At 67.1% G+C, this 20,060-nt stretch carries 23 protein-coding genes and 1 tRNA gene; 10 read left to right on the top strand and 14 right to left on the bottom strand.

Annotation, left to right across the window (positions count from 1 at the left end; all coding sequences use genetic code 11):
* Positions 1–14: 14 nt before the first annotated feature.
* Positions 15–434 carry a DoxX family protein gene (locus AC07O0_RS24015; RefSeq protein ID WP_494626403.1) on the bottom strand — a complete coding sequence of 140 codons (420 nt, stop codon included), beginning with the start codon at positions 432–434 and terminating at the stop codon, positions 15–17.
* A 184-nt stretch (positions 435–618) separates the two neighbouring features.
* Here AC07O0_RS24015 and AC07O0_RS24010 point away from each other — a divergent pair, with 184 nt between their 5' ends.
* Together AC07O0_RS24010 and AC07O0_RS24005 are read left to right on the top strand one after the other, a co-directional pair.
* Complete coding sequence (locus AC07O0_RS24010) at positions 619–1,551, top strand: ring-cleaving dioxygenase (RefSeq protein ID WP_494626401.1); 933 nt, start codon at positions 619–621, stop codon at positions 1,549–1,551.
* Positions 1,552–1,616: 65 nt separating this feature from the next.
* Positions 1,617–2,246: an alpha/beta hydrolase gene (locus tag AC07O0_RS24005; RefSeq protein WP_494626399.1), complete on the top strand. Its 630-nt coding sequence runs from the start codon at positions 1,617–1,619 to the stop codon at positions 2,244–2,246.
* A gap of 7 nt (positions 2,247–2,253) precedes the next feature.
* Here the strand turns inward: AC07O0_RS24005 and AC07O0_RS24000 are convergent, their stop codons facing one another.
* The 3 genes from AC07O0_RS24000 to AC07O0_RS23990 all read right to left on the bottom strand — a co-directional run bounded on the left by AC07O0_RS24000 (position 2,254) and on the right by AC07O0_RS23990 (position 3,753).
* Positions 2,254–2,403 carry a hypothetical protein gene (locus AC07O0_RS24000; RefSeq protein ID WP_454029610.1) on the bottom strand — a complete coding sequence of 50 codons (150 nt, stop codon included), beginning with the start codon at positions 2,401–2,403 and terminating at the stop codon, positions 2,254–2,256.
* 106 nt (positions 2,404–2,509) lie between these two features.
* Positions 2,510–3,343 (bottom strand): 3-oxoadipate:acetyl-CoA acetyltransferase, encoded by an 834-nt coding sequence (locus tag AC07O0_RS23995; RefSeq protein WP_494626397.1) that lies wholly within the window; start codon positions 3,341–3,343, stop codon positions 2,510–2,512.
* A gap of 107 nt (positions 3,344–3,450) precedes the next feature.
* The gene (locus AC07O0_RS23990) at positions 3,451–3,753 is read right to left on the bottom strand and encodes an SH3 domain-containing protein (RefSeq protein WP_494626395.1); all 303 of its coding nucleotides are present in this window, start codon (positions 3,751–3,753) and stop codon (positions 3,451–3,453) included.
* Positions 3,754–3,971: 218 nt separating this feature from the next.
* Here AC07O0_RS23990 and AC07O0_RS23985 point away from each other — a divergent pair, with 218 nt between their 5' ends.
* The 5 genes from AC07O0_RS23985 to AC07O0_RS23965 all read left to right on the top strand — a co-directional run bounded on the left by AC07O0_RS23985 (position 3,972) and on the right by AC07O0_RS23965 (position 6,942).
* A complete protein-coding gene (locus AC07O0_RS23985) occupies positions 3,972–4,178 on the top strand; it encodes a hypothetical protein (RefSeq protein WP_494626394.1) in 207 nt (68 codons plus the stop codon).
* Positions 4,179–4,245: 67 nt separating this feature from the next.
* Positions 4,246–4,323: transfer RNA gene (locus AC07O0_RS23980), tRNA-Pro, on the top strand.
* A 282-nt stretch (positions 4,324–4,605) separates the two neighbouring features.
* The gene (locus AC07O0_RS23975; RefSeq protein WP_494626392.1) at positions 4,606–4,899 is read left to right on the top strand and encodes a hypothetical protein; all 294 of its coding nucleotides are present in this window, start codon (positions 4,606–4,608) and stop codon (positions 4,897–4,899) included.
* A gap of 287 nt (positions 4,900–5,186) precedes the next feature.
* Positions 5,187–5,705, top strand: coding sequence for an NUDIX domain-containing protein (locus AC07O0_RS23970; protein ID WP_494626390.1), 519 nt, complete (start codon positions 5,187–5,189; stop codon positions 5,703–5,705).
* Between the two features lie 424 nt (positions 5,706–6,129).
* Positions 6,130–6,942: a class I SAM-dependent methyltransferase gene (locus tag AC07O0_RS23965; protein WP_494626388.1), complete on the top strand. Its 813-nt coding sequence runs from the start codon at positions 6,130–6,132 to the stop codon at positions 6,940–6,942.
* On the opposite strand, the gene AC07O0_RS23960 is transcribed toward AC07O0_RS23965, so the two are convergent.
* Together AC07O0_RS23960 and AC07O0_RS23955 are read right to left on the bottom strand one after the other, a co-directional pair.
* The gene (locus AC07O0_RS23960) at positions 6,915–8,168 is read right to left on the bottom strand and encodes an O-antigen ligase family protein (protein WP_494626386.1); all 1,254 of its coding nucleotides are present in this window, start codon (positions 8,166–8,168) and stop codon (positions 6,915–6,917) included. The two genes, AC07O0_RS23965 and AC07O0_RS23960, sit on opposite strands and share 28 nt — an antisense overlap.
* Positions 8,165–9,706 carry an undecaprenyl-phosphate glucose phosphotransferase gene (locus AC07O0_RS23955; protein ID WP_494626384.1) on the bottom strand — a complete coding sequence of 514 codons (1,542 nt, stop codon included), beginning with the start codon at positions 9,704–9,706 and terminating at the stop codon, positions 8,165–8,167. The genes AC07O0_RS23960 and AC07O0_RS23955 overlap by 4 nt, the downstream gene beginning before the upstream one ends.
* Before the next feature lie 513 nt (positions 9,707–10,219).
* On the opposite strand from AC07O0_RS23955, the gene AC07O0_RS23950 reads away from it, so the two are divergent.
* Together AC07O0_RS23950 and mdtI are read left to right on the top strand one after the other, a co-directional pair.
* Positions 10,220–10,576, top strand: coding sequence for a DMT family transporter (locus AC07O0_RS23950; protein ID WP_494626383.1), 357 nt, complete (start codon positions 10,220–10,222; stop codon positions 10,574–10,576).
* Complete coding sequence (gene mdtI, locus AC07O0_RS23945; RefSeq protein WP_494626381.1) at positions 10,573–10,911, top strand: multidrug/spermidine efflux SMR transporter subunit MdtI; 339 nt, start codon at positions 10,573–10,575, stop codon at positions 10,909–10,911. The genes AC07O0_RS23950 and mdtI overlap by 4 nt, the downstream gene beginning before the upstream one ends.
* Before the next feature lie 15 nt (positions 10,912–10,926).
* Here the strand turns inward: mdtI and AC07O0_RS23940 are convergent, their stop codons facing one another.
* The 6 genes from AC07O0_RS23940 to AC07O0_RS23915 form a co-directional block, all read right to left on the bottom strand.
* Entirely contained in the window at positions 10,927–11,286 is a 360-nt protein-coding gene (locus AC07O0_RS23940; RefSeq protein ID WP_494626379.1) for a hypothetical protein, read from the bottom strand.
* Between the two features lie 5 nt (positions 11,287–11,291).
* Complete coding sequence (locus AC07O0_RS23935) at positions 11,292–12,662, bottom strand: sulfite oxidase (protein WP_494626377.1); 1,371 nt, start codon at positions 12,660–12,662, stop codon at positions 11,292–11,294.
* Between the two features lie 92 nt (positions 12,663–12,754).
* On the bottom strand, positions 12,755–13,519 hold the full coding sequence (locus tag AC07O0_RS23930) for an anti-sigma factor family protein (RefSeq protein WP_494626376.1): 765 nt from the start codon (positions 13,517–13,519) through the stop codon (positions 12,755–12,757).
* A complete protein-coding gene (locus AC07O0_RS23925) occupies positions 13,503–14,030 on the bottom strand; it encodes an RNA polymerase sigma factor (RefSeq protein WP_494626374.1) in 528 nt (175 codons plus the stop codon). The genes AC07O0_RS23930 and AC07O0_RS23925 overlap by 17 nt, the downstream gene beginning before the upstream one ends.
* Positions 14,031–14,157: 127 nt before the next feature.
* Positions 14,158–15,321 (bottom strand): glycosyltransferase, encoded by a 1,164-nt coding sequence (locus AC07O0_RS23920; RefSeq protein ID WP_494626372.1) that lies wholly within the window; start codon positions 15,319–15,321, stop codon positions 14,158–14,160.
* 22 nt (positions 15,322–15,343) lie between these two features.
* Positions 15,344–15,919, bottom strand: a complete 576-nt coding sequence (locus AC07O0_RS23915) for a polysaccharide biosynthesis/export family protein (RefSeq protein ID WP_494626370.1) — start codon at positions 15,917–15,919, stop codon at positions 15,344–15,346.
* A 167-nt stretch (positions 15,920–16,086) separates the two neighbouring features.
* Here AC07O0_RS23915 and AC07O0_RS23910 point away from each other — a divergent pair, with 167 nt between their 5' ends.
* Positions 16,087–18,276: a GumC family protein gene (locus AC07O0_RS23910; protein WP_494626368.1), complete on the top strand. Its 2,190-nt coding sequence runs from the start codon at positions 16,087–16,089 to the stop codon at positions 18,274–18,276.
* 66 nt (positions 18,277–18,342) lie between these two features.
* On the opposite strand, the gene AC07O0_RS23905 is transcribed toward AC07O0_RS23910, so the two are convergent.
* On the bottom strand, positions 18,343–18,714 hold the full coding sequence (locus AC07O0_RS23905; protein ID WP_494626366.1) for a GFA family protein: 372 nt from the start codon (positions 18,712–18,714) through the stop codon (positions 18,343–18,345).
* Between the two features lie 70 nt (positions 18,715–18,784).
* Positions 18,785–20,020, bottom strand: coding sequence for a GNAT family N-acetyltransferase (locus tag AC07O0_RS23900; protein WP_494626364.1), 1,236 nt, complete (start codon positions 20,018–20,020; stop codon positions 18,785–18,787).
* Between the last annotated feature and the right edge of the window lie 40 nt (positions 20,021–20,060).

Here is a 20,060-nt window from a genome sequence, read left to right as displayed (position 1 = left end):
TAGCGAGGTGGCGCTCAGGCGAGGGCGGGCTTGGGCGCAGCACCGGCCGGGCGCAGGGCAAGAGCGCCATCGCCGATCAGCACATGGGCGAGGGCGGTGAACGCCAGGAAGGCGGGATATTCCCAGCCGCCGTTCGGGGCGGTGAACAGCCAGCCATTGGGCGCGTGGACGCTGAGCGCGCCGAGCAGGATCGGCAGCAAAGCGAGCGAGACATAGCGGCCATAGAAGCCGGTGAGGATTGCGAGCCCGCCCAGCGTCTCCGCCAGGATGATCGGCCAGGCGAGGAAGCCCGGCAGGCCGATCTGACCGAGGAAGCCGGCGAAGCCGGGCACGGTGAAGATCGCGAACTTCAGATAGGCGTGGGCGATGAACATGACGCCGAGCGCGATGCGCAAGGCGAGCGCGCCATAGGGGGCGAAACGGGTGTCGATCATGGTCTTTCTCCGAAGGACCGGTTTGGTCTGCGGCGAAGAATGACGATTTCGATTCAGCAATTCAAATTGGCAATTTCAGAGGGTGACATTGCTGTTTTGCAATGATCTGAGTCTGGCAATCTGGCGAAACGCAATCATCTTGGCGTCAACGAGGGCAGCGTCTCGCAGCCCGGAGGACGACATTATGCAGATCAACGGCATTCACCACGTCACCGCCATCGCCGGCCCTGCTCGCCGCAATCTCGACTTCTACAGCCGGGTGCTCGGCCTGCGCCTGGTCAAGAAGACGGTGAACTTCGACGACCCGACCACCTGGCATCTCTATTTCGGCGATGGCGGCGGCAATCCGGGCACGATCCTGACCTTCTTCCCCTGGGAGCATGTCGCGGCCGGCCGTCTCGGCGTCGGCGAAACGCAGGAAACCTCCTTCCGGATTCCGGAAGCGGCGGTCGGCTACTGGACGCATCGGCTCATCGCCAATGGCGTCGCGCATGACGTGCCGCAGAAACGCTTCGGCGAGACCGTGCTGAGCTTCCGCGATCCGGACGGCATGCGGCTCGCGCTGGTCGCAGTGCCCGGCAGCGAGAGCGAGCCGGCCTGGGACAATGGCGAGGTGCCCGCTGAAGTCGCGATCCGCGGCTTCCACGGCGTCACGCTGTTGCTCGACAAGACCGAGACGACCGCGGCGATCCTGCGCGACGTCTTCGGCTTCGTCGAAGCCGGCCGCGAGGGCAGCACCGTCCGCATGCGGGCCGAGGGCACGACGCATGGCAGCGTCGTCGACCTGCGCGCCGCCGGCGGCTTCCTGCCGGCTCGCATGGGGGCGGGCTCGGTGCATCACATCGCCTTCCGCGCCGGCGACGACGCCGAGCAGGAGCGCATGGTGAAGACGCTGTCCGATACGTTCGGCCTGCGGACCACCGAGCAGAGGGACCGGAACTATTTCCGCTCCGTCTACTTCCGCGAGCCCGGCGGCGTGTTGTTCGAGATCGCGACCGACGCGCCCGGCTTTGCCATCGACGAGCCGGCCGAGGATCTCGGTGGCGCGCTCAAGCTGCCGGCGCAGTACGAGACGCGCCGCGCCGAGATCGAGGCCGTCCTGCCGGCGCTCGTCTGACCTGAGAAGCGCTCCGCCTTCGGGCGGGGCGCCCCTCACCGAACATTCTGAAAGGAGGCCGTGCCATGAGCGTGTCCGAAACCTTTATCCATCGCTTCGAGCCGGCGACTGTACCCGGCCAGGCGCCGCTCCTGCTGCTGCACGGCACCGGCGGCGACGAGAACGATCTGCTGCCGCTCGGGCGCACCGTTGCGCCGGGAGCGGCGCTGCTCTCGCCGCGCGGCCGTACGCTCGAGGCCGGCATGCCGCGCTTCTTCCGCCGTCTCGCCGAAGGCGTCTTCGACGAGGATGATCTGCGCCAGCGCACCCATGAGCTCGCCGACTTCGTCGAGCAGGCGCGGGCGCAGTACGGGCTGCCGGCGCCGATCGCGCTCGGCTTCTCGAATGGCGCCAACATCGCCGCCGCGATGCTGCTGCTGCGGCCGGAGGTGCTGTCGGGAGCGGTGCTGCTGCGGGCGATGTCGCCCTTCGCCAGGCCGCCGGTGGCGGCTCTCAATGGCAAGCCGGTGCTGATCGTCTCCGGGAGTTTCGATCCGATCATCCCGGAAGAGAACGCGGCGCGGTTGGCGGCGACGCTCACTGGGGCAGGGGCTGCAGTCGAGCATCGCAGCCTGCCGACCGGGCACGGCCTGTCGCAGGCGGATCTGGGATTGGTGCGGGACTGGTTCGCGCAACGTCCGGCGCTCGCCGCTTGAGACGACGCTAGGCTCCAGGCCTGGCGTGCTTCGTGAAATAGCACGTCAGGCCGAGCCCGCCGAGCACCACCGAGATCATATAGGGGCCGAACAGGCAGGCGACGAACACCGCCGCGATGAAGCCGAGCATCAGGCTGTTACGCCAGTCCAGGGTCATGACGGGCCTCCACGAATCGGTGCCTATATCATGAAGATAACGTTCACCCTGTGAACCGCTTTTGAACAGAATACGTTAATGGAATCTTGCCGTTGCAGGTCCTTGCTCAGGCGGCTGCCGGCAGCTTCAGCAGGGCTCGCGCCTCTGCCGGCGTGGCCGGCCGGCGATCATATTGCGGGCAGAGCGCGACGATGCGCTCGACCAGCGCGGCGTTCGAAGGCGCCAGCGTGTCGCGGTCGAGCCGGACATTGTCTTCCAGCCCGGTGCGGCAATGGCCGCCGAGCTCGAGCGACCAGCGGTTGAGCGTGATCTGGTCGCGGCCGATGCCGGCACCGGTCCAGGTCGCGTCCGGGGCGAGGCGCTTCAGCGTCGCGATGTAGAACTCGAACACGGCGCGGTCGACCGGCATGGCGTTCTTCACGCCCATGACGAACTGGACGTGCAGCGGCCCCTCGATCGCACCAGCGGTGCCCATCTCGACCGCCTTGAAGATCATCGACAGGTCGAAGGCCTCGATCTCCGGCTTGACGCCGTGCGCCTTCATCTCGCCGGCGAGCCAGTCGACCAGCTCGGGACTGTTCTCGTAGACCCGGGTCGGGAAATTGCAGGAACCTGTCGAGAGCGAGGCCATGTCGGGCCTGAGCGGGATCATGCCGCCGCGCTCCCGGCCGGCGCCGGAGCGCCCGCCAGTCGAGAACTGCACGATCATGCCCGGGCAGTGCTTGCGCAAACCCTCGAGCAGGCGCCCGAAACGCTCGGGATCGGAGGTCGGCGTGCCCTCGTCGCTGCGGACATGGCAATGCGCCAGGCTGGCGCCGGCCTCGAAGGCGGCATGGGTCGACTCGACCTGCTCGGCGATCGTGATCGGCACTGCCGGGTTGTCGCGCTTGCTCGGCAGCGAGCCGGTGATCGCGACCGTGATGATGCAGGGCGTGGCCATGGGGGCGCTCTCCAGTACCCGGCCCACTGAAGCCGATTCCACCCGCGCCGGCAAAGTCGCCGACGGCGTTTCATGGACCGGAACCATTTGGGGTCCTGAGCTGCGGTTCAGCCGCAATCCCTGAGGAAGCGACGCGCGACATGGCCTTCGGTGAAACCGCCATAGCCCTTCGCCAGCCTGGCATCACCGGGCCAATGTCTGACCTTGCTCCAGCCGCCGCGCCCGCCTTCGACGATCTGGACCTCGTCGCCGGGCTTCATGCGCAGGATCAGCCGGCCCTGCGCGCCAGGCACGGCGCGGAGCGCGACGAAGCCGTCGGCCGTTTGGGGGATGAGGCAGAACGATGAGGCCCTGGCGTCGCCGCCATCGAGAAGAAGGCCGAACAGGGCGAGCAGGGCAGGGCGGATCATCGAGCGTCCCTATTGGAAAGGCCTCTCAGCATGCCGCAGGATGCCGAGCCTGTCGCGGTTCAACGGCACTTTGGCCGCCTTCGCGCGTTGACCTTGCTTGACGATTTGCCGCTTCGCCAGGAGAGTTGGGATATGGTTGGCCGGCTGAATTCTGGATTGGCCATGGCGCGGGGCTTTGCCTCGTCGTCCTGCTGCTTTGCGGCCGGTTGGCGGCTGGCATGACCAACAGTCTCCTCGCCGTCGGGATCGTTGCGACGCTGGCGACCTCGATCTGGCTCGCGCTCGAAGACAGCGCAGCTCTGGCCTTGCCGCTGGTGATCGTGTTCGCCGGGCTCCTTCGTACGCTGGTGCGTCGCTTGGGTCGGAGAGGGATCACCCCCGCGGAGATCGAGCCACCTTCGCACGGCGACGACCGGCAAGTGTGAAAGACACGTCGAACCTGGAAATTGCCGCGTTGCATCGCGGCGGGCTGCCCTCTATAAGCCGTCGCGTCGGAGCGTAGCGCAGCCCGGTTAGCGCACTTGTCTGGGGGACAAGGGGTCGGAGGTTCGAATCCTCTCGCTCCGACCATTTTCTTCTTAAATTTCAATATCTTGGGCGATCCGTGTGAGCGGCTTGCATCAGCCGTTTCGGAACGAAACGGGAGCAAGGTGCGCCGTTCGGGACAGAAAGTCCCATCAGCGTTCGCGTCGTCAGCATTGCGCGAATCGACCCATCGGATCGAGCGGGCAGGGCGGGCGCCGGTGATTACGCGGTCTGGCCGCATCCCGCGAATACAGCCAGGGACTTCCTTTCCGGCGATTCGACCCCATTTGTTCGGTAACACTCAGGCACCGAAGGACCCGACCGCCCATGTCGTGCGATTGCGAACGGCTGGCCGAAGCGATCTATCGTGAGATCGAAAGGCAGCTGCCAAAGCGCGGCGGCGACCGCCTGCTCGACAATCGCGACCTTCAATCGGTTTTGATCGACGGCCAGTTGGATCTCGTGAGAATCGCGGCCTCGTTGACGAGGCGGTTCTGCGTCTTGGGCGACGATCTCGAGACGGTGGTCGCAGACGGCGAGACGGGCGATGCTTCAGGCAGCTTCGCTCCAACAGGAACCGAGGATGGGGCAGTTCCGTTGACTGCTGCGAAGGCTGGCTAAGGCCAGCTGCTTTGGAGCCACGATGCCCGCTCTTCGGACGTTTTCACGGACGATTGTCAACCTGGTGGCGTATGCCATCGTCCTTCGCTGGGCATTTCAGCCGGACCGGGATGCGAACGTCGGCTGAGGCCCAGCGCCGCGCGCTTCCTCTGAGCGACCAACTGCCCGCGATATTCAGGCGATAGAGACCGTATCCAATCGCCCCTAAGAAAAGCGGGCACCGATATGAGATCGTGAACGCGAAGAATAGCTGCATCATTTCAACCACCCGTGCCTCAAGCTAGGAGATGCCGGGGTGCACCTTGCCGTGTCGACCTTCGAACCTGCAGGAGGCTCTGCTGCCTGATCCCGCTTATGAGGCCAAATACGGCAGGGGCCCTCACCTGAGCGCTGATGCCGTCGTCGTTCACGGTGACAAGATTGCGCTCGTCCGCCGGCGGAGGGACGGCGTTTGGGCCCTGCCCGGAGGCTTCCTCGACCCCAGCGAGACCTTCCAGACCTGCGCACTGCGTGAGTTCAAGGAGGAGGCCGGTGTCGATCTCCTTGCTGGTGAGCTGATCCAGGCCGTCGAGCGGCCAGTAGCTTTCGACGCAATTGAGCGAGACCCGCGCAGCAGGATCATCTCCGGCGCCGTGCTGATCAGGATATGGCGCGCCGGCGATCGACCCGAACTCGTTGCTGGCGATGACGCTGACGACGCGCGCTGGTTCGATCGCCATCATCTGCCGCGGCTCTACGCTGACCACAATCAGATCATCGACGCTCTGGTCCCCGCCTCGCCGGCGCGGAGCACCGAGGGCGCTTAGGCAGCAATGGCTTGTGCACCCTGGCAGGACTTGGGGGCAAGCTGGCGTTGCCGGCAGCACTGCCGCGCCTTCGACGAAACCGGCTCACCTTGCGCCAATCGCAGGCGGAAGGTTCCCGCCGCCTTTCGGAAGGTCGTCGCATGTCGTTCACGCTTGCCAGACGTCTGATCCCGCTGCTCGTCGCGCTGGCAATCTCGGCCTGCGCGCGAGACGACCGGCACCCCGTGACCTGTCACACGCACAAAGTCAGCAATGGTGAACTGACGGAGTGCAATTGAGGGCGCGCCTTCGGCGAAGGTCGGCCAGGTGCGTCATTTCGAGCAGTTCGTGCTCATTTGTTAACCTTCTCTTAAGCCTTTGATTGCCCGGCGGGCGCGACCGGCGCAGGGTCCATGCCTCACAGCTGGAAACGGGAATTGTCGTCATGTCGATGGCGTTGGCCGATCGTCGGCCGTTGCGGCCACAGGGCGCCGTTGTGGCTGGCAAGGGCTCGCTCGATAGCTTCTTCGCCGGCCTCCAGCCCGATTGGCATTCCAGCTGGGCCTGGGATCACTATGAGGCGACGATCCTGGCGCTGATGCATCAGTTTCGCCTGAAGCGGCTCTGCGAGATCGGTGGCGGCCGCGACCCGCTCTTCAGCGCCGAGGAGGCGGGCCGCTACGGGCTCGACCTCGTCGTCAACGATATCGATGCGGGCGAGCTGGCGCTGACGCCGGAAGGGTTGCGTACCGCCCGCTTCGACATCGCCGGCGATCTCTCCGAGCCGGACATCGCCCGCGGCGGCTACGACATGATGGTCTCGCGCATGGTGTTCGAGCATGTCCATGACGTCGAGCGCGCCTGGAGCAACATCCACGCTCTGCTGGCGCCGGGCGGCATCGGCCTCGCCTTCGTGCCGACCCTGTGGGCGCCGGTCTTCGCGCTCAACCACATCCTGCCGGAGAAGGCTTCGCGCGCCATCGTGCACGCGCTTTTCCCGGCCCGGCGCGACGGTGGCGGCGATCCGAAGTTCCCGGCCTTCTACGACTGGTGCCGCGGCAGCAGTGATACGCTCGCGCCGATGCTGCAGCGGGCCGGCTTCCGCGATATCCACATCCAGCCCTTCTGGGGCAGCGGCTATTTCGACCGCATGCCGGGCCTGCGCGGCCTCGATGCCGCCTTCAACCGGCTGGCGGCCAAGGTCGACTGGCGCTTCGTGACGACCTACGCCTATGTCGTGGTGCGCAAGGACCGCTGACTTTCCGAAGCCGGTGTGGGCAGTGCCGCCAGCCCCCAGATCAGTCCGAGCATCAGGTAGAAGTGCCGCCAGTGGTCGGTGTCGATCTGCAGCCCCTGCAGGATCGTGACGAACAGCACCGACCAGATCACGATCGCATGGCCCTGCCAGGGCGTGCGGCGGAACACCGCCCGCCAGCCGGCGATGCAGGTCGCCGCGGTCAGCGCCAGGTAAGCGAAGCCGCCGATCCAGCCATAGGAGGCGAAGGCGTTGACGTAGACGTTGTGCGGGTCTTCCGGGAAGGTGAAGCGGAAGCGCAGCGGCCCGAATCCGTTCGGCAGGTCGAGCAGCATCGGGATCGAGCGCAATTGGTTGCCGAAGCGGCCGGTGACGCCCTGGTCGTAGTCCTGGTCCAGGCTGGCGCGGACCTCGAAGACGCTGCGGATGTTCTCGAAGGAGAGGGCGATCAGCATCGCCACGACCACCAGCACCAGCATCGTCAGGGTCAGGAAGACGATGCGGGCGCGCTGCGAGGCGCTGGTCGAGGTCAGGAAGCTCAGGCCGACCATCATCAGGGTCGCGGCGACGATGTTGCCCCAGGCGCCGCGCGAGAACGACAGGAAGATCGCCAGCAACGGAATGCTCATCAGCAGGAAGCCCTTCACCAGCCCGATGCGGCCGATGAGCACGGCATGCAGCAGATAGATCAGCGGCAGCACCAGGAAGGGGCCGAGCACGTTCGGATCCTTGAAGGTGCCCGAGGCGCGGCCGCTGAGCGTGAAGATGCTCCCCAGCCCGGCGATGTCGAAATAGCCGATGACACCGGCAAGGCCGGCGCACCAGGCGGCGAACAGGTAGCCCTTGCGCAGGGTGTCGAGCCGGCTGAGCGTGTCCTCCGCCATGATCGCGGCGAAGAAGATCGCCGTCAGCATCAGGTAGACCGAGACGGCGGTGAAGCGGACCGAGGCCGCTTCGTCCATCCAGGGGATCAGCGAGATCACGCCGCCGATATTGTAGAGCAGCAGCAGCAATGCCATCGGCAGCAGCTTCTGCGAGAAGCGGATGCCGGTGAGCGCAAAGACAAGCAGCGCGATCAGGAAGACGAATTCGTAAGGTGACGGCTCGATCAGCGCGACGAAGCTGACCGCCGTCAGCAGCCACAGCGCGCCGCGCTTGATCGCGGCATGGGAGATGGTCAGCCGCCTGCGGCGGGCTTCACCGTCATGCGCATGCGCCAGCGTGCTCAATAGGCGTTCTCGTTCTTGGTCATCAGCGAGAACGGCGTCTTGATCAGGATGTAGAGGTCGAGCAGCACCGACCAGTTCTCGATGTAATAGAGATCGTGCTCGACGCGGCGCTGGATCTTGTCCTCGGTGTCGGTCTCGCCGCGCCAGCCATTGATCTGGGCCCAGCCGGTGATGCCGGGCTTGACCTTGTGGCGGGCGAAATAGCCGTCGACGACCTGCTCATAGGCCCGGTTCGAGGCGGTGGCGTGGATCGCGTGCGGGCGCGGGCCGACCAGCGAGAGATTGCCCTTGAACACGACGTTGAGCAGTTGGGGCAATTCGTCGATCGAGGTCTTGCGGATGAAGCGGCCGACGCGGGTGACGCGCGGATCGTCCTTGGTCACCTGCTTGGCGGCGGCGAAGTCGCTCATCTCATGATAGAGCGAGCGGAACTTCAGCACCTCGATCATCTCATTGTTGAAGCCGTAGCGCTTCTGGCGGAACAGGATCGGGCCCTTCGAGCCGAGCTTCACTGCGACGGCGGTCGCCAGCATCAGCGGCGAGAGCGCGATCAGCGCCAGCACGCCGACGATCTTGTCGAACACCCATTTGACGACGATGTCCCAGTCGGCGATCGGCCGGTCGAACACGTCGAGCACAGGGACCGCGCCGATATAGGAATAGGAGCGCGGCCGGAACCGCAGCTTCGACATATGGGCCGAGAGCCTGATGTCGATCGGCAGCACCCAGAGCTTGCGCAGCATGGTCAGCAGGCGCGCTTCGGCCGAGATCGGCAAGGTGAAGATCACGAGGTCGAGCTTGGTGCGGCGTGCGAACTCGACGAGATCGTCGATCGTGCCGAGCTTGGGATAGCCGGCGACGAGATCGGGTGAGCGGTCGTCATTGCGGTCGTCGAACACGCCGCAGATGCGCAGGCCCGTGTCGCGCTGGGCTTCCAGCGCCTTGATCAGCTCCTCGCCGGCCGGGCCGCCACCGACGACGGCAGTGCGCCGCTCCAATCGTCCCATCCGGGTGAGGCGCAGCACGATGAGCGAGACCGCCAGCCGTTCGGCCAGCAGCAATGCGAGGCCGACCGCATAGAAGCTGGCGAGCCAGACGCGCGAGACCTGGTCGCCGACCTTGAGAAAGAAGAAGCCGGCGAGCGCGAGCAGGAACAGCACGGTCCAGCCGGCGGCGACCCGCATGGCCATGGTAATGAAGTTGCGCAGCGCACCGACATGATAGAGGTGCAGCGCCTGGAAGGCAGCGAGCGCGCCGACCGCCATCAGCGGAACGGTGACCTGGTAAGGCAAGCTGTAGTCGACCGCGCCGGCGACGTAGAAGGCGAAGATCAGCCCGCCGACGCTAAGGATCACCAGCATGTCGGCGAGGCGCACGAGGCCCTCGATCAGCACCGGCGACAATGTCTGCTTGACCGGCATGGCGGCGATGCGCTCGGCCAGTGGGTGGAAGGTCCGGGTGCTGCCGGCATCTCCGCTCGTCGGTGCGGAGCCGGCGGAATCCGCCTTGATCAGGTCGCGAACGTCGAAAGCGCCCATCTCGTCCAGTCCTCGCGCGCGGCGGCAGGTACAGCCGCGCTGAAAGCCCTCGTCACCTAGCGCAAATTGCTCACGGAAGACTTAATCGGACTCTGCGGAAGCGAACGGGATTTGATGTGAATTCAGCCGTCGCCAGCAGTCCGAAACCGCCTCGTCGGAGCATCTTTTTTCGGGCGTACGAAAAGGTCGATTTTCGCTCGGGCCTTCAAGGTATTAGCGCAGGGTTTCGATAGTCTGAAAACGGGCTCGAAAGGCCCTGAAAGTCGTGCTTGAGTTGACAAAAAGCATAGATTCAGGCATTTGAGATGGCGATGAGTGTCTGAGAAGCACATATTTCATTGACCTTGCCCACGGGTATTTCCGGTGATTTGGGCATGGCGATGTGCTGGCCTCGGGCGAAAGCCTGAACGCTCCTTTCATCTCAAACTTCGTCTCTTAAACGCTAACGATGCGCACCCCGCAGACGCCGCACCCGCGCCGCCTGCGCCCCGGGCCAGCGCCCTTGTGTGACTTATGTCTTTTCATTGGTTGATCCTGCTCGCGGCCATTGCCGTGGAGCTGCTCGCGACGTCGGCGCTGAAGGCCTTCGTCGCGGCCCCGGTCCTCGTCGCGGTCCTGCCGCTCGTGCTGATCGGGTTGTCCTTCGCCCTGCTCAGCGTCGCCTTACGGGTCATTCCCATGGCCGTCGCCTATGCGGTCTGGGAAGGCCTCGGCATCGTCGGCATCGCCCTGATCGGCCATGCCTTCTTCGCCGAGCATCTGACGGCCTCGCGCATTCTGGCGCTGGCCCTGATCATCGGCGGCATCGTGCTGCTGGAACGCGGCGTCGGTCACGACGCCACTGAGGAGGACGAGCGGAGGCTGGTGTGACCTTCGCCGCCTCTGCGCAGGCCTTCGCGCTTGCCTGGCTTGCGCTCGCCGTTGCCCTCGAGGTGATCGGCACCAGCCTACTCAAGCTCTCCGACGGGCTGAAGCGCCGGCTCGTCGGCGCCCTCGGCGTGCTCTGCGTCGTCGGTGCCTTCGCCGCCCTGGCGCAGGCGATCCGCGGCATGGACCTCTCGGTCGCCTACGCCGTCTGGGGCGGCGTCGGCCTCGTGCTGACGGCCGTGGTCGGCGCGCTCGCCTTCGGTCAGCGCATCCGCCCGGCCGGCTGGCTCGGCATCGCGCTGGTCGTCGCCGGCGTGGTCGCGCTCAAGCTGTTCTGACCGGGCGGCGCCGCCTCAGTTCAGGAACGGGTTCTTCCACCCGCCCTGCTGGGACGGCGCCTTCGGCGGAAAGACCTGGGCGAGATAATCGAGCACCTTCTCGCGCTCGTCCGCGGCGGGCGCCGGCATGTTGTGCTTTGCGACCATCCAGTCGAGCGTCTCGCTCCATTTCTCGCGGCTTAAGCCCTGGGCCGCGACCAGCTTGAAGTTGTGGCAGGCGATGCAGGCATAAAAGGCCTCGTCGCGGTTCGGCCCGGCCGGGAACATCTCCGGCGTCTCCTCGGCGGGGGCAGGGGCCTGTGCCAACGCCGACGATGCGGCGAGGAGAAGCCCCGCGCCGAGGCCAAGCCCGGCGCGGCGGATACGTGCGATCATGCTGCTCACCCGACCAGCACCGCGACCCGGTGCATCGGATTGGCGCCGTAGCCCTGCGGGTTCCAGCCGCCGGCGACATGTGGCTGCCCGCGGCCCTTGCTGTCGGTCGCGCGCACCCAGAGCTCGTAATAGCCGTCCGAAGGCAGCTCGACCTCGGCCGTCCAGCGCCGCCAGTCGTAGCGGTTGCGCGGCTCGGCCGCCTTCGCCGGCTGCCAGGTCGCGCCGAAGTCGATGGAGACGTCGACGCGCGAGACGCCCTCATGCCCGTCCCAGGCCGCGCCGCGCAGGGGGAGCTTGCGCGTGCCGGCGGCCAGGCGCGTGCCGTTGGCCGGGTTGGTGATGATGCCGCGCACCGGCATGTCGGTCATGGTGCGCATATTGGCATCGTCGGTCTTGCCGCCGGGGATCATCGGCTTGATCGCGACCGCATAGGAGGTGCCGCCCATGCCCTGGCCGTCATGGACCTTGTCGCGGATCGCGATCCGCTTCAGCCATTTATGCGAGACCGAAGCCGGGAAGCCGGGAATGATCACCCGCAGCGGGCCGCCATGGATGGCCGGAAGCGGCTGGCCGTTCATCGCCCAGACCAGCAGCGCATGCGGCTCCAGCGCCGCGGCGATCGGTACGCCGCGCGAGATCGAATCCTTGGTCGGATCGCCGGAGAGGTGCTGGTCGGCACCGTAATTGCCGGTATGGACGGCGGTCGACTTGAGGCCGGCGCTCTGCAGCACGTCGGCGAGCGGCACGCCGGTCCATTCGGCGCAGCCGGCGCCGCCATTGGTCCACTGGTTGCCGCGTGCCTGCGGCTGGAAGAAGGAGCGGCCATTGCCGCCGCACTCCAGCACCGTGCGGAAGGTCTTGTGCGTGAACTTCTGCTTGAGCTCACCGAGCTTGATCTTCAGCGGCGTGTTGACCTCGCCGTCGATGGTCAGCTCCCAGGCGTCGCCCTCGGTGAAGGCGTCCGGCGTCTGGCCGTTGTTGCGGATGAAGAACTTCTCGAACGGCGTGGTGTCGTCGTCGAGCAGGTGCTCCGGCGTCTCGGCGACGAGCGGCCGGTCGCCGAGCAGGACGAGCCCCTTGGCCTTGCCGGGGAAGTCGAGCAGTTGCGGGCCCTTCGGCGCCGCGGTTGTCGGGGCGGCGGAGGGAGCCGGCGAGGCAGGGGGCGCACCCTGCGCCAATGCCGCGGGGATCAGCCCGCCAGGCATCGTGTCGGAGAACGGGACCGTGCCGCCGACGGCCGCACCCATCGCCGCGAGCCCGGCGCCACCGAGGAAGCCGCGGCGCGAGGAGCCGGTACGGCGGCCGAAGGCAAGGGCGTCGGCCCGCTCCGGATCGTCGCCATAGAGTTCGCTCAGGGACCGTTCCTGCTTCGCCATGCTGTCCTCCCTCGCGGCGTCGTCCTGGCGCCGGCCTCTGAGGGACAAGACGCGCGACTAGGCCGGATCATTCCATCCGGTCGCAAAATATTTCAGGCGAGGCAGGGCTGCGCGCCGCGCCAGTCGCTCTGCAGGGCGGTGCGCAGCGGCTCGACCTTGTCCGCCGGCTCGCTCGTCAGCGCCTTGATGAAGCCCGCGATGATCTCGAAACGGGCCGGCGGCATCCCGGTTGCGATCAGCAGATAGCCGCGCTCGCCGGCATTCCAGCCCATCAGCGCCGCGACGGCCTGATCGGGACGAGGCGTCGGCTCCGCCTGCGGGCTGACATGCAGGCTGAGCCGGCAGCCGCGCGCGCCGACGAAGCCGATCCGGACCTGGCCCGTCGCCGAGGTCGTCTGCCAGACCGGCTGCAGGCCGAGGCGGGCGAGTTCGTTCGCTACGGGCAATGCCGCAGCCGGCGCAATCGTGGCCATGGGCTGGGGCGGCGTTGAGCTCGCAAACTGCCCATGCGCCGTCAGAGACACTGCCAGAAAAGTCTCGGCACTATCGCGCTGCCAGAGGACCGGTGTCAGCGCGACGGCACTGGCGATAACGAGGGCAGCCGCGATTGCCGCAACCTGTGGCCAGCGCGGACGCCGCGGCTCAGAAGGCGAGGGCAGGGGCGGCGCCTCATCGGCCGGCAGCGCCTGCAGTTCCTGTTTCAGCCTGATGATGCCGCGCAGCGCTTCCGCCGCGTCCGGCGAGGTCGCCAGTCGTTCCGCCGCGGCGCGTTGCTCGGCCGGAGCCAGTTCGCCGTCGGCGAAGGCGTTGAGCGTCTTCCAGTCCTCGGATTGGTGCGGATCAGCTTGATGCGGCATGGCGGGCCGGGAGCACGCGGATATTGGCTCCCCCTATGATCGAGAGCAGCATGGCCCGGGCGCGCGACAGGCGGCTCATGACGGTGCCGGCGGGCACGCCGATGAGCGCTGCCGCTTCCGCATAGCTGAAGCCGTCGAGATCGACCAAGACCACCACCTCCTTCATCGCGACGGGCAGCTGTTCCAGCGCCTGCCGCACCGTGATCGCGCTGAGCGCGCGTTCGTCGAATCGCCAGTCGGCCGGCTCGGGTGCTTGCGTTCCCTGCTCGCGCTGCTGTCGCCGGTTCTGGTCGATCAGCAGGTTGCGCAGGATGCTGTAGAGCCAGCGGCGATAGGCGGGATCCTCCGCCGGTTCGCTCCGCGCCGTCAGCACCCGCAAGGCGGCTTCCTGCGCGGCGTCGGCCGCCCGCTCCCGGTCGCGCGTCAGCGCGCAGGCATAGCGGAAGAGCCGCCCCCATTCGCGTTCGAGCCGCGCGCGGCGCGCTGCTGCCTTGCGTTCGTCGCGCCACATGCTCGCGCCATCCGAACCGGTTCACGCCGCGAGCGGATAGGGCCAACGCCGAGGACCCGCGACGCGGACAAGCATAGGGAAGGATTCGCGAAAGCGGAACCGAAGACGTTCGCGAGCCTGTCGGCCGTCAGCCGGTGCGCCGAACGAGCGCGGCGCGATAGGCGTCGAGCACGCCGTCGACCATGGCGTCGAGGCGGAAATTCGCCCTGACATGCGCGGCGAGATCGGTGGCTTCGGCGAGGCGCTCCACGGCCGGGGTCGCCAGGGTCTTCCGGATCGTATCGGCCAGCAGCGTCGGCTCGTCGGGCGCGATCAGCCGGCCGGCATGGCCGGGGCCGTAGATCTCCTTGATGCCGCCGACATCGGTCGCGATCAGCGGCTGTGCAGCGGCTGCCGCCTCGAGGATGACATAAGGCAGCGATTCCGCCCGGGACGGGATCACCATCACATGCGCCTTGGCGAGCGCGGCACGAATCGGCCCCGGCGGCTCGAACACGCATTGCGCCGCAACGCCCTGGTCGACCGTCATCTGCCGCAGCAGCGCCTCGTCCGGGCCGGAGCCGACGATCAGGATGCGCGGCGTCAGCCCGTCGCGGCGTTTCAGCAGCGCCAGCGCCTCGATCAGCGTGTCGACGCCCTTGGCCGAGCGCAGCTCTCCCAGATAGACGAGGTCGAATTCGGCCTTGGCATGGTCGATCGGCTCGAACTCGGCCTCCGAGATGCCGTTCAGGACGATGCGGTGATCGGTGCGAGGCTTGTGCCCGACATGGGCCTCGAAGCGTCCGGCGATGAAGGCGCTCTCGAACAGGAACATGTCGGTCGCCGGCTCGAGCAGGCGCTCGATCGCCATGTAGATGCGGTGTTCGGCGCTGCCGGGCTTGTAGTTAAAGCTGCCGCCATGCGGCGTATAGGCGGTGACATAGGCCCGCCCAGGCGCGACCAGAGCGGGCAGGCGCGCATAGACGCCGCCCTTGGAGCCATGCGCATGCACGATTTGCGGCGCGATCCGCTTGCGGGTCGACACCGCCGATGCGAGGGCGCGCATATCGGTGAGGCTCGGATAGCGCGACATCGGGACGCGCGTCACGCCGAGCGCAAGCTGTGGCCCGAGTTCGGCGAAGACCTGGTCGGCGCGCGCACCGCCCGTGCTCGAATCGCAGAAGATGCCGACCGCGTGGCCGCGCGCGATCTGGCCGCGGGCGAGGTCGAGCGCATGCCGGAACAAGCCGCCGAGCGGCGCACGGAAGACGTGCAGGATCGTCAGGGGAGCGGAGCCGGCCGCGGCGGACATCTTTAGAAGCTCCGGGTCGCGGTCAGAACCAGCGTTCCTTGATCACGATCGTGTCACCGGGCCTGACCGGATAGGTGATCGGCACCGTGCCGGTGACGAGCTGGCCGTCCATCAGCCGAGTGACCTCGGCATAATTGCGCTGGCCGCGCGGCGTGAAGCCGCCGGCGATCGCCACCGCCGTCTGCACCGTCATGCCGTTCACGAACGGGAACTGGCCGGAATTGGTGACTTCGCCGAGTACGAAGAACGGCCGGTAGGCGTCGACTTCGACCGAAACCTTCGGTTCGCGCAGATAACCGGCGCGCAGGCGTTCCTCGATCGCCCGTTCGAGCTGCTGCGTCGTGCGCCCTTGCGCCTCGACCGCGCCGATCAGCGGCATCGAGATGCGGCCGGCGCCGTCGACGGCGTAGATGTTGGAGAGATTGTCCTGGCCGAAGACGATGACGCGCAGCTTGTCGCCACTGGCGAGCTGGTAGGGCGCTGAGGTCTCGACGGCGAACTCCGGCGCGACCATGCGCGGCGCGCAGCCGGATATGGCAAGCGCGGCGGCAAGCGCCAGACAGACGGGATGTCTACTCATCATCACCGGCGGACCCATCGAGACATGTTCCTAGGGATAGGTCGTCATGGTTAACAAAAGCTGATCGGGCCGGTTCTTCCCGGCATAATCGAGATCGTCGCTCTTAACCGGCCACTAACCTTAATGGGCTCACATGACGCTGCGTCTCGCGCGAGATGCGAGAGTTCTGCGTGAATGGAAGCCTCATGACCGCTCGCTACGACACCGTTGCGGCCGCCGGCGAGAGCCGCTCCGACCTGCTCGATCTGCCGGCCCTCTGGGCCGCGATCAAGGCGCGCAAGCTCTGGATCATCGGGCCGACGCTCGCAGCGCTCGGTCTGTCCTTCGTTGCGGTCAATGTCGTCACGCCGCGCTATACCGGCGAGGCGCGCCTGCTGCTCGAGAACCGCGACAGCTTCTATACGCGGCCGGGGCAGGCGGGGGGCGAGAGTTCCGGCCAGCAATTCGACCCCGAGGGCGTGCAGAGCCAGGTTCAGGTCATCATGTCGCGCGACCTTGCGCGCGAGGCGATCAAGCGCATCGGCCTGGTCGGCAATTCCGAATTCGATTCCGGCGCCGGCGCGCTCGGGGCGCTGAAGAAGGTCGGCGTCCTCCTCGGCATCGGCGCCCATCCGGCCGACCGCTCGCCGGAGGAGCGAGTGCTGGAGAAGTATTACGACCGGCTCCTGGTCTTCCCGGTTGGCCGCTCGCGCATCGTCTCGATCGAGTTCACCTCGCAGGATCCCGTACTCGCCGCCAAGGCGGCGAACGAGATTGCCGCCGTCTATCTGGAGATGCAGGAAGCAGCCAAGCAGGACACGGCCCGCAGCGCCTCCTCCTGGCTCTCGACCACGATCGAACCTCTGCGCAAAAGGCTGGCGGAATCGGAAGCCAAGGTCGAGGAGTTCCGCTCCCGCCACGGCCTGCTGGTCGGCACCAACAACACCACCATCACGGCCCAGCAGCTCGCCGACCTCTCGACGCAGCTCTCCAATGCGCGCAACCAGCAGGCCGAGGCCCAGGCCAAGGCGGCGATCATCCGCGATGCGATCAAGGCCGGGCGCACCTTCGAGATTCCCGACGTCGCCAACAACGACCTCGTCCGTCGCCTGATCGAGCAGCGCGTCAACCTGCGCGCCCAGCTCGCGCTGGAATCGCGCAATCTCCTGTCGGAGCATCCGCGCATCAAGGAGCTGAACGCCCAGCTCGCCGATCTCGAGGGCCAGATCCGCGCCGCCGCCGAGCGCGCCGTGCGCACGCTGGAGAACGAGGCCAAGATCGCCGGCCAGCGCGTCGAGAGCGTCACCGCGGCGCTCGAAGGCCAGAAGAAGACCGCCTCGGGCGCCAATGACGACGAGGTCCAGTTGCGCGCGCTCGAGCGCGAGGCGCGCACCCAGCGCGAGCAGCTCGAGCAGTACATGCTGCGCTATCGCGAGGCGCTCGCCCGCGACGCGCAGAACGCGGCGCCCGCCGATGCGCGCGTGATCTCGCGCGCCATCGAGCCGACGCAGCCCTCCTTCCCGAAGAAGTTGCCGACCATTCTCGTCGCGACGCTGGCGACCTTCCTGGTCGCGCTGGCCGCCGTGGTTTCGCGCGAGCTTCTGAACGGTGGCGCATCGACTCCGGCAGAGGACGCCCCGCTCCGCAAGGGGCCGAACCGTGGCGCGCCGAGCTTCGGTACGCCGAAGGACGAGGAGGCGGACAGGCAGGAGGGCGAGGCCCAGGCGCCGCCGCCGCAGCCGCGCCGCGAGCGCATCGCCGGCCTCCTGACCCATGGCGGGCGCATCGGCCAGCTTCATCTCGATCTCGCCGATCCCGATGCTGGGGCGGCCGAACTCGCGGCGACCGTCAACAAGGCGAGCGACGACCATGCACCGCTCGTGCTGGTGCTCGACGGGGCCGAGCCGGGTGAAGCCTCGCCGCGCGCTCTGGCGCAGCTCCTGTCCGAGCGCAGCCGCTGCATCCTGGTCGATCTCGCCAGCGATGGCCGCGACCAGGCCGGCTTTTCCGAGCTGCTCGCCGGCGAGGCGATGTTCTCCGACATCATTACCCGCCAGGAGGATTCGCGCCTGCACGAGATCGCGCCGGGCCGGGCCGGGCGCGAGGCGGTGCTGGCTGCACCCGACATCGTCGACGTCGCGCTGGACGCGCTCTGCGAGACCTATGACTGGGTGCTGGTCGCGACCGCCTCGACCGACGAGGCCGAGGTGCTGTCGCCGCTGCTGGCGCGCGCACAGGGCGCGCTGGTCATGGCCGGCCATGCCGGCAACGGCCACGCGGTCGAGGCCGCCTACCGCCTCACCGATCTCACCGGGGCGCCGATCGTGCTCGTCACGGTCGATGCGCCGGAGCGGGCCGAAATGGTCTCGCAGGACAAGGAACCGGTTCCGGCCTGAGCATGGGGCCGAAAAGTGGGGGTCACTTTTCGGATGGAACCAATGCTCTGACAAACAGATGGTCGGCTACCAGAGGTTCTTGCCGTCGATCACGCTGACCGGGACGGCGTCGAGGTCGAAATCGTCGAGCACGCGCGCGTTCACCGCGACCTTCGGATTGTCGAAGTCCGGCTCGCCGCTCGACCAGTCCGGGGATTCGGTGAAGGTGGTGCAGCCACAGGCGCCGCAGAAATGATGCGCCACCATCCGGCTCTGCCAGCGATAGGTCGAAAGGCTCTCGCGCGGCGTCAGCAGCCTGAACTGCGCCGGCTTGTGGTAGCTCCACAGCGCGCCCCGCTTGGAGCAGATCGAACAGGTGCAGGCCGTGACCTCAGTCACCGGCTCCAGCACCTCGAACCTGGTCGCGCCGCAATGGCAGCTGCCGCTGATGATCGTCATGTCGCCCGCTCCTTGAAAAAGATGCCGACAGATCAACCGCAGTTTCTTGTCAGCATCTGGCAGGAGTGGGCTACTCGTCCTGCTCTGCTGGTTTGCGGCGTCTCAGCCAGCCGAGGACGCGCTGCGCCGTCTTCAGGGCGAGAGGCGAGGCCTTGATCCGCCGCTTGAGCGCCCGCTTGGCCTGGCTGTAGCCGGCATAGGCCCGTCCCTTCGCCGTCAGGGGGAAGAAGGTGTCGACCAGCTCGTCACTGTCATCGCAGATCGTCGTCTTGTAGCGGGCTTCGCCGATGCCGAGGTCGAACATGGTGAGGCCGGCCTGGCATTTGCGCTTGATCAGCTCGACCAGGAGGATCTCGCCGGGACTGGTGCGGGCGGCTTCCGAGCCGAGGTCGAAGGACGTCGCCATGCCTGAGAAGCGCTCACCCTGCACAGCGCCGACATAGGTCGCGACCGATTGGCCCGCGAGGTCGAGCGAGTAAAGCTCGATCGCCGGCGGCCGGCCGGGTTGTCCCATCGCCCCCTGACGCAGGAAGGCGCGGATGGCCGGGGTGGCGAACGGGTCGGGCAGGCCCATCTGGGCGAAGCGCGCGGCCTTCTGCGCCAGGAAAGCATCGAGCACGCGCTCGATCTCCGCTTCGCTGCGCGCCTGGACCAGTTCGGACGGCCCGAACTCGGCAAAGCGGTTGCGCTTTGTCGTCAGCTTCTTGCGCGCATGCTTGCTCATCGAGCGCCTGAGCGTGCCGTCGCAATCGCGGGGATCGAGCGCGAGCTTGTAGGCACGGCTTGGGCTCTGCCCAGCGGCGAGCCCGGCCGGTGGGTTGGCGATGCCTTGCCAGGCGGCCGGCTGGTTGATCAGGAACAGCGCGTCGATCCCGCCGATCGCCGCGCCGACCTCCTTCAGCAGCATTTGGGTGGCGGCTGCATCGAGTGCCTCGGCGAAGCCCGGGCGGTAGAGCGCCATGTGGTAGTTGGCGTGCTTGCCACCGATGAATTCGGCGAAGCATGTGCCGAGACGCCGCGTGACCACCAGCGGAAACAGGGCCAGCAATGCGCCATGGCCGTCCTCGACGCGGACGAAACGAAATAGCTGGCCCTCGGCCCGCCCGATCGTCTCGACGTAAGGGCGGACCCAGTCATAGGCCTGATACGGCGTCACCAAGGCCTCGGCTTCGAGCGCCCGCCAGTCCGCTTCGAGGGCCGCAATGTCGCTGCTCGCCCGGAGCTGGGCCCAGGGACGCGCCTCTTCCTCCCGCCGCAAGGCGGGGATGGCGGACGTATCGGGCGCACGATCGGCGACGGCGGACATGCCCTTTCCTTAACCCCGCATTGTGAACGGACCTGCCACT

The sequence above is a fragment of the Allobosea sp. GW821-FHT10B12 genome (assembly GCF_059415545.1).
Note: the sequence above shows the minus strand (reverse complement) of the source record. Positions and strands in the feature narration are given on the sequence as shown.

What these genes read in the sequence shown, in the direction of transcription:
- AC07O0_RS24015 (WP_494626403.1), bottom strand. Translation starts at nt 434, where the DNA reads ATGATCGACACCCGTTTCGCCCCCTATGGCGCGCTCGCCTTGCGCATC.
- AC07O0_RS24010 (WP_494626401.1), top strand. Translation starts at nt 619, where the DNA reads ATGCAGATCAACGGCATTCACCACGTCACCGCCATCGCCGGCCCTGCT.
- AC07O0_RS24005 (WP_494626399.1), top strand. Translation starts at nt 1,617, where the DNA reads ATGAGCGTGTCCGAAACCTTTATCCATCGCTTCGAGCCGGCGACTGTA.
- AC07O0_RS24000 (WP_454029610.1), bottom strand. Translation starts at nt 2,403, where the DNA reads ATGACCCTGGACTGGCGTAACAGCCTGATGCTCGGCTTCATCGCGGCG.
- AC07O0_RS23995 (WP_494626397.1), bottom strand. Translation starts at nt 3,343, where the DNA reads ATGGCCACGCCCTGCATCATCACGGTCGCGATCACCGGCTCGCTGCCG.
- AC07O0_RS23990 (WP_494626395.1), bottom strand. Translation starts at nt 3,753, where the DNA reads ATGATCCGCCCTGCCCTGCTCGCCCTGTTCGGCCTTCTTCTCGATGGC.
- AC07O0_RS23985 (WP_494626394.1), top strand. Translation starts at nt 3,972, where the DNA reads ATGACCAACAGTCTCCTCGCCGTCGGGATCGTTGCGACGCTGGCGACC.
- AC07O0_RS23975 (WP_494626392.1), top strand. Translation starts at nt 4,606, where the DNA reads ATGTCGTGCGATTGCGAACGGCTGGCCGAAGCGATCTATCGTGAGATC.
- AC07O0_RS23970 (WP_494626390.1), top strand. Translation starts at nt 5,187, where the DNA reads ATGCCGGGGTGCACCTTGCCGTGTCGACCTTCGAACCTGCAGGAGGCT.
- AC07O0_RS23965 (WP_494626388.1), top strand. Translation starts at nt 6,130, where the DNA reads ATGTCGATGGCGTTGGCCGATCGTCGGCCGTTGCGGCCACAGGGCGCC.
- AC07O0_RS23955 (WP_494626384.1), bottom strand. Translation starts at nt 9,706, where the DNA reads ATGGGCGCTTTCGACGTTCGCGACCTGATCAAGGCGGATTCCGCCGGC.
- AC07O0_RS23950 (WP_494626383.1), top strand. Translation starts at nt 10,220, where the DNA reads ATGTCTTTTCATTGGTTGATCCTGCTCGCGGCCATTGCCGTGGAGCTG.
- AC07O0_RS23940 (WP_494626379.1), bottom strand. Translation starts at nt 11,286, where the DNA reads ATGATCGCACGTATCCGCCGCGCCGGGCTTGGCCTCGGCGCGGGGCTT.
- AC07O0_RS23935 (WP_494626377.1), bottom strand. Translation starts at nt 12,662, where the DNA reads ATGGCGAAGCAGGAACGGTCCCTGAGCGAACTCTATGGCGACGATCCG.
- AC07O0_RS23930 (WP_494626376.1), bottom strand. Translation starts at nt 13,519, where the DNA reads ATGCCGCATCAAGCTGATCCGCACCAATCCGAGGACTGGAAGACGCTC.
- AC07O0_RS23925 (WP_494626374.1), bottom strand. Translation starts at nt 14,030, where the DNA reads ATGTGGCGCGACGAACGCAAGGCAGCAGCGCGCCGCGCGCGGCTCGAA.
- AC07O0_RS23920 (WP_494626372.1), bottom strand. Translation starts at nt 15,321, where the DNA reads ATGTCCGCCGCGGCCGGCTCCGCTCCCCTGACGATCCTGCACGTCTTC.
- AC07O0_RS23915 (WP_494626370.1), bottom strand. Translation starts at nt 15,919, where the DNA reads ATGGGTCCGCCGGTGATGATGAGTAGACATCCCGTCTGTCTGGCGCTT.
- AC07O0_RS23910 (WP_494626368.1), top strand. Translation starts at nt 16,087, where the DNA reads ATGACCGCTCGCTACGACACCGTTGCGGCCGCCGGCGAGAGCCGCTCC.
- AC07O0_RS23905 (WP_494626366.1), bottom strand. Translation starts at nt 18,714, where the DNA reads ATGACGATCATCAGCGGCAGCTGCCATTGCGGCGCGACCAGGTTCGAG.
- AC07O0_RS23900 (WP_494626364.1), bottom strand. Translation starts at nt 20,020, where the DNA reads ATGTCCGCCGTCGCCGATCGTGCGCCCGATACGTCCGCCATCCCCGCC.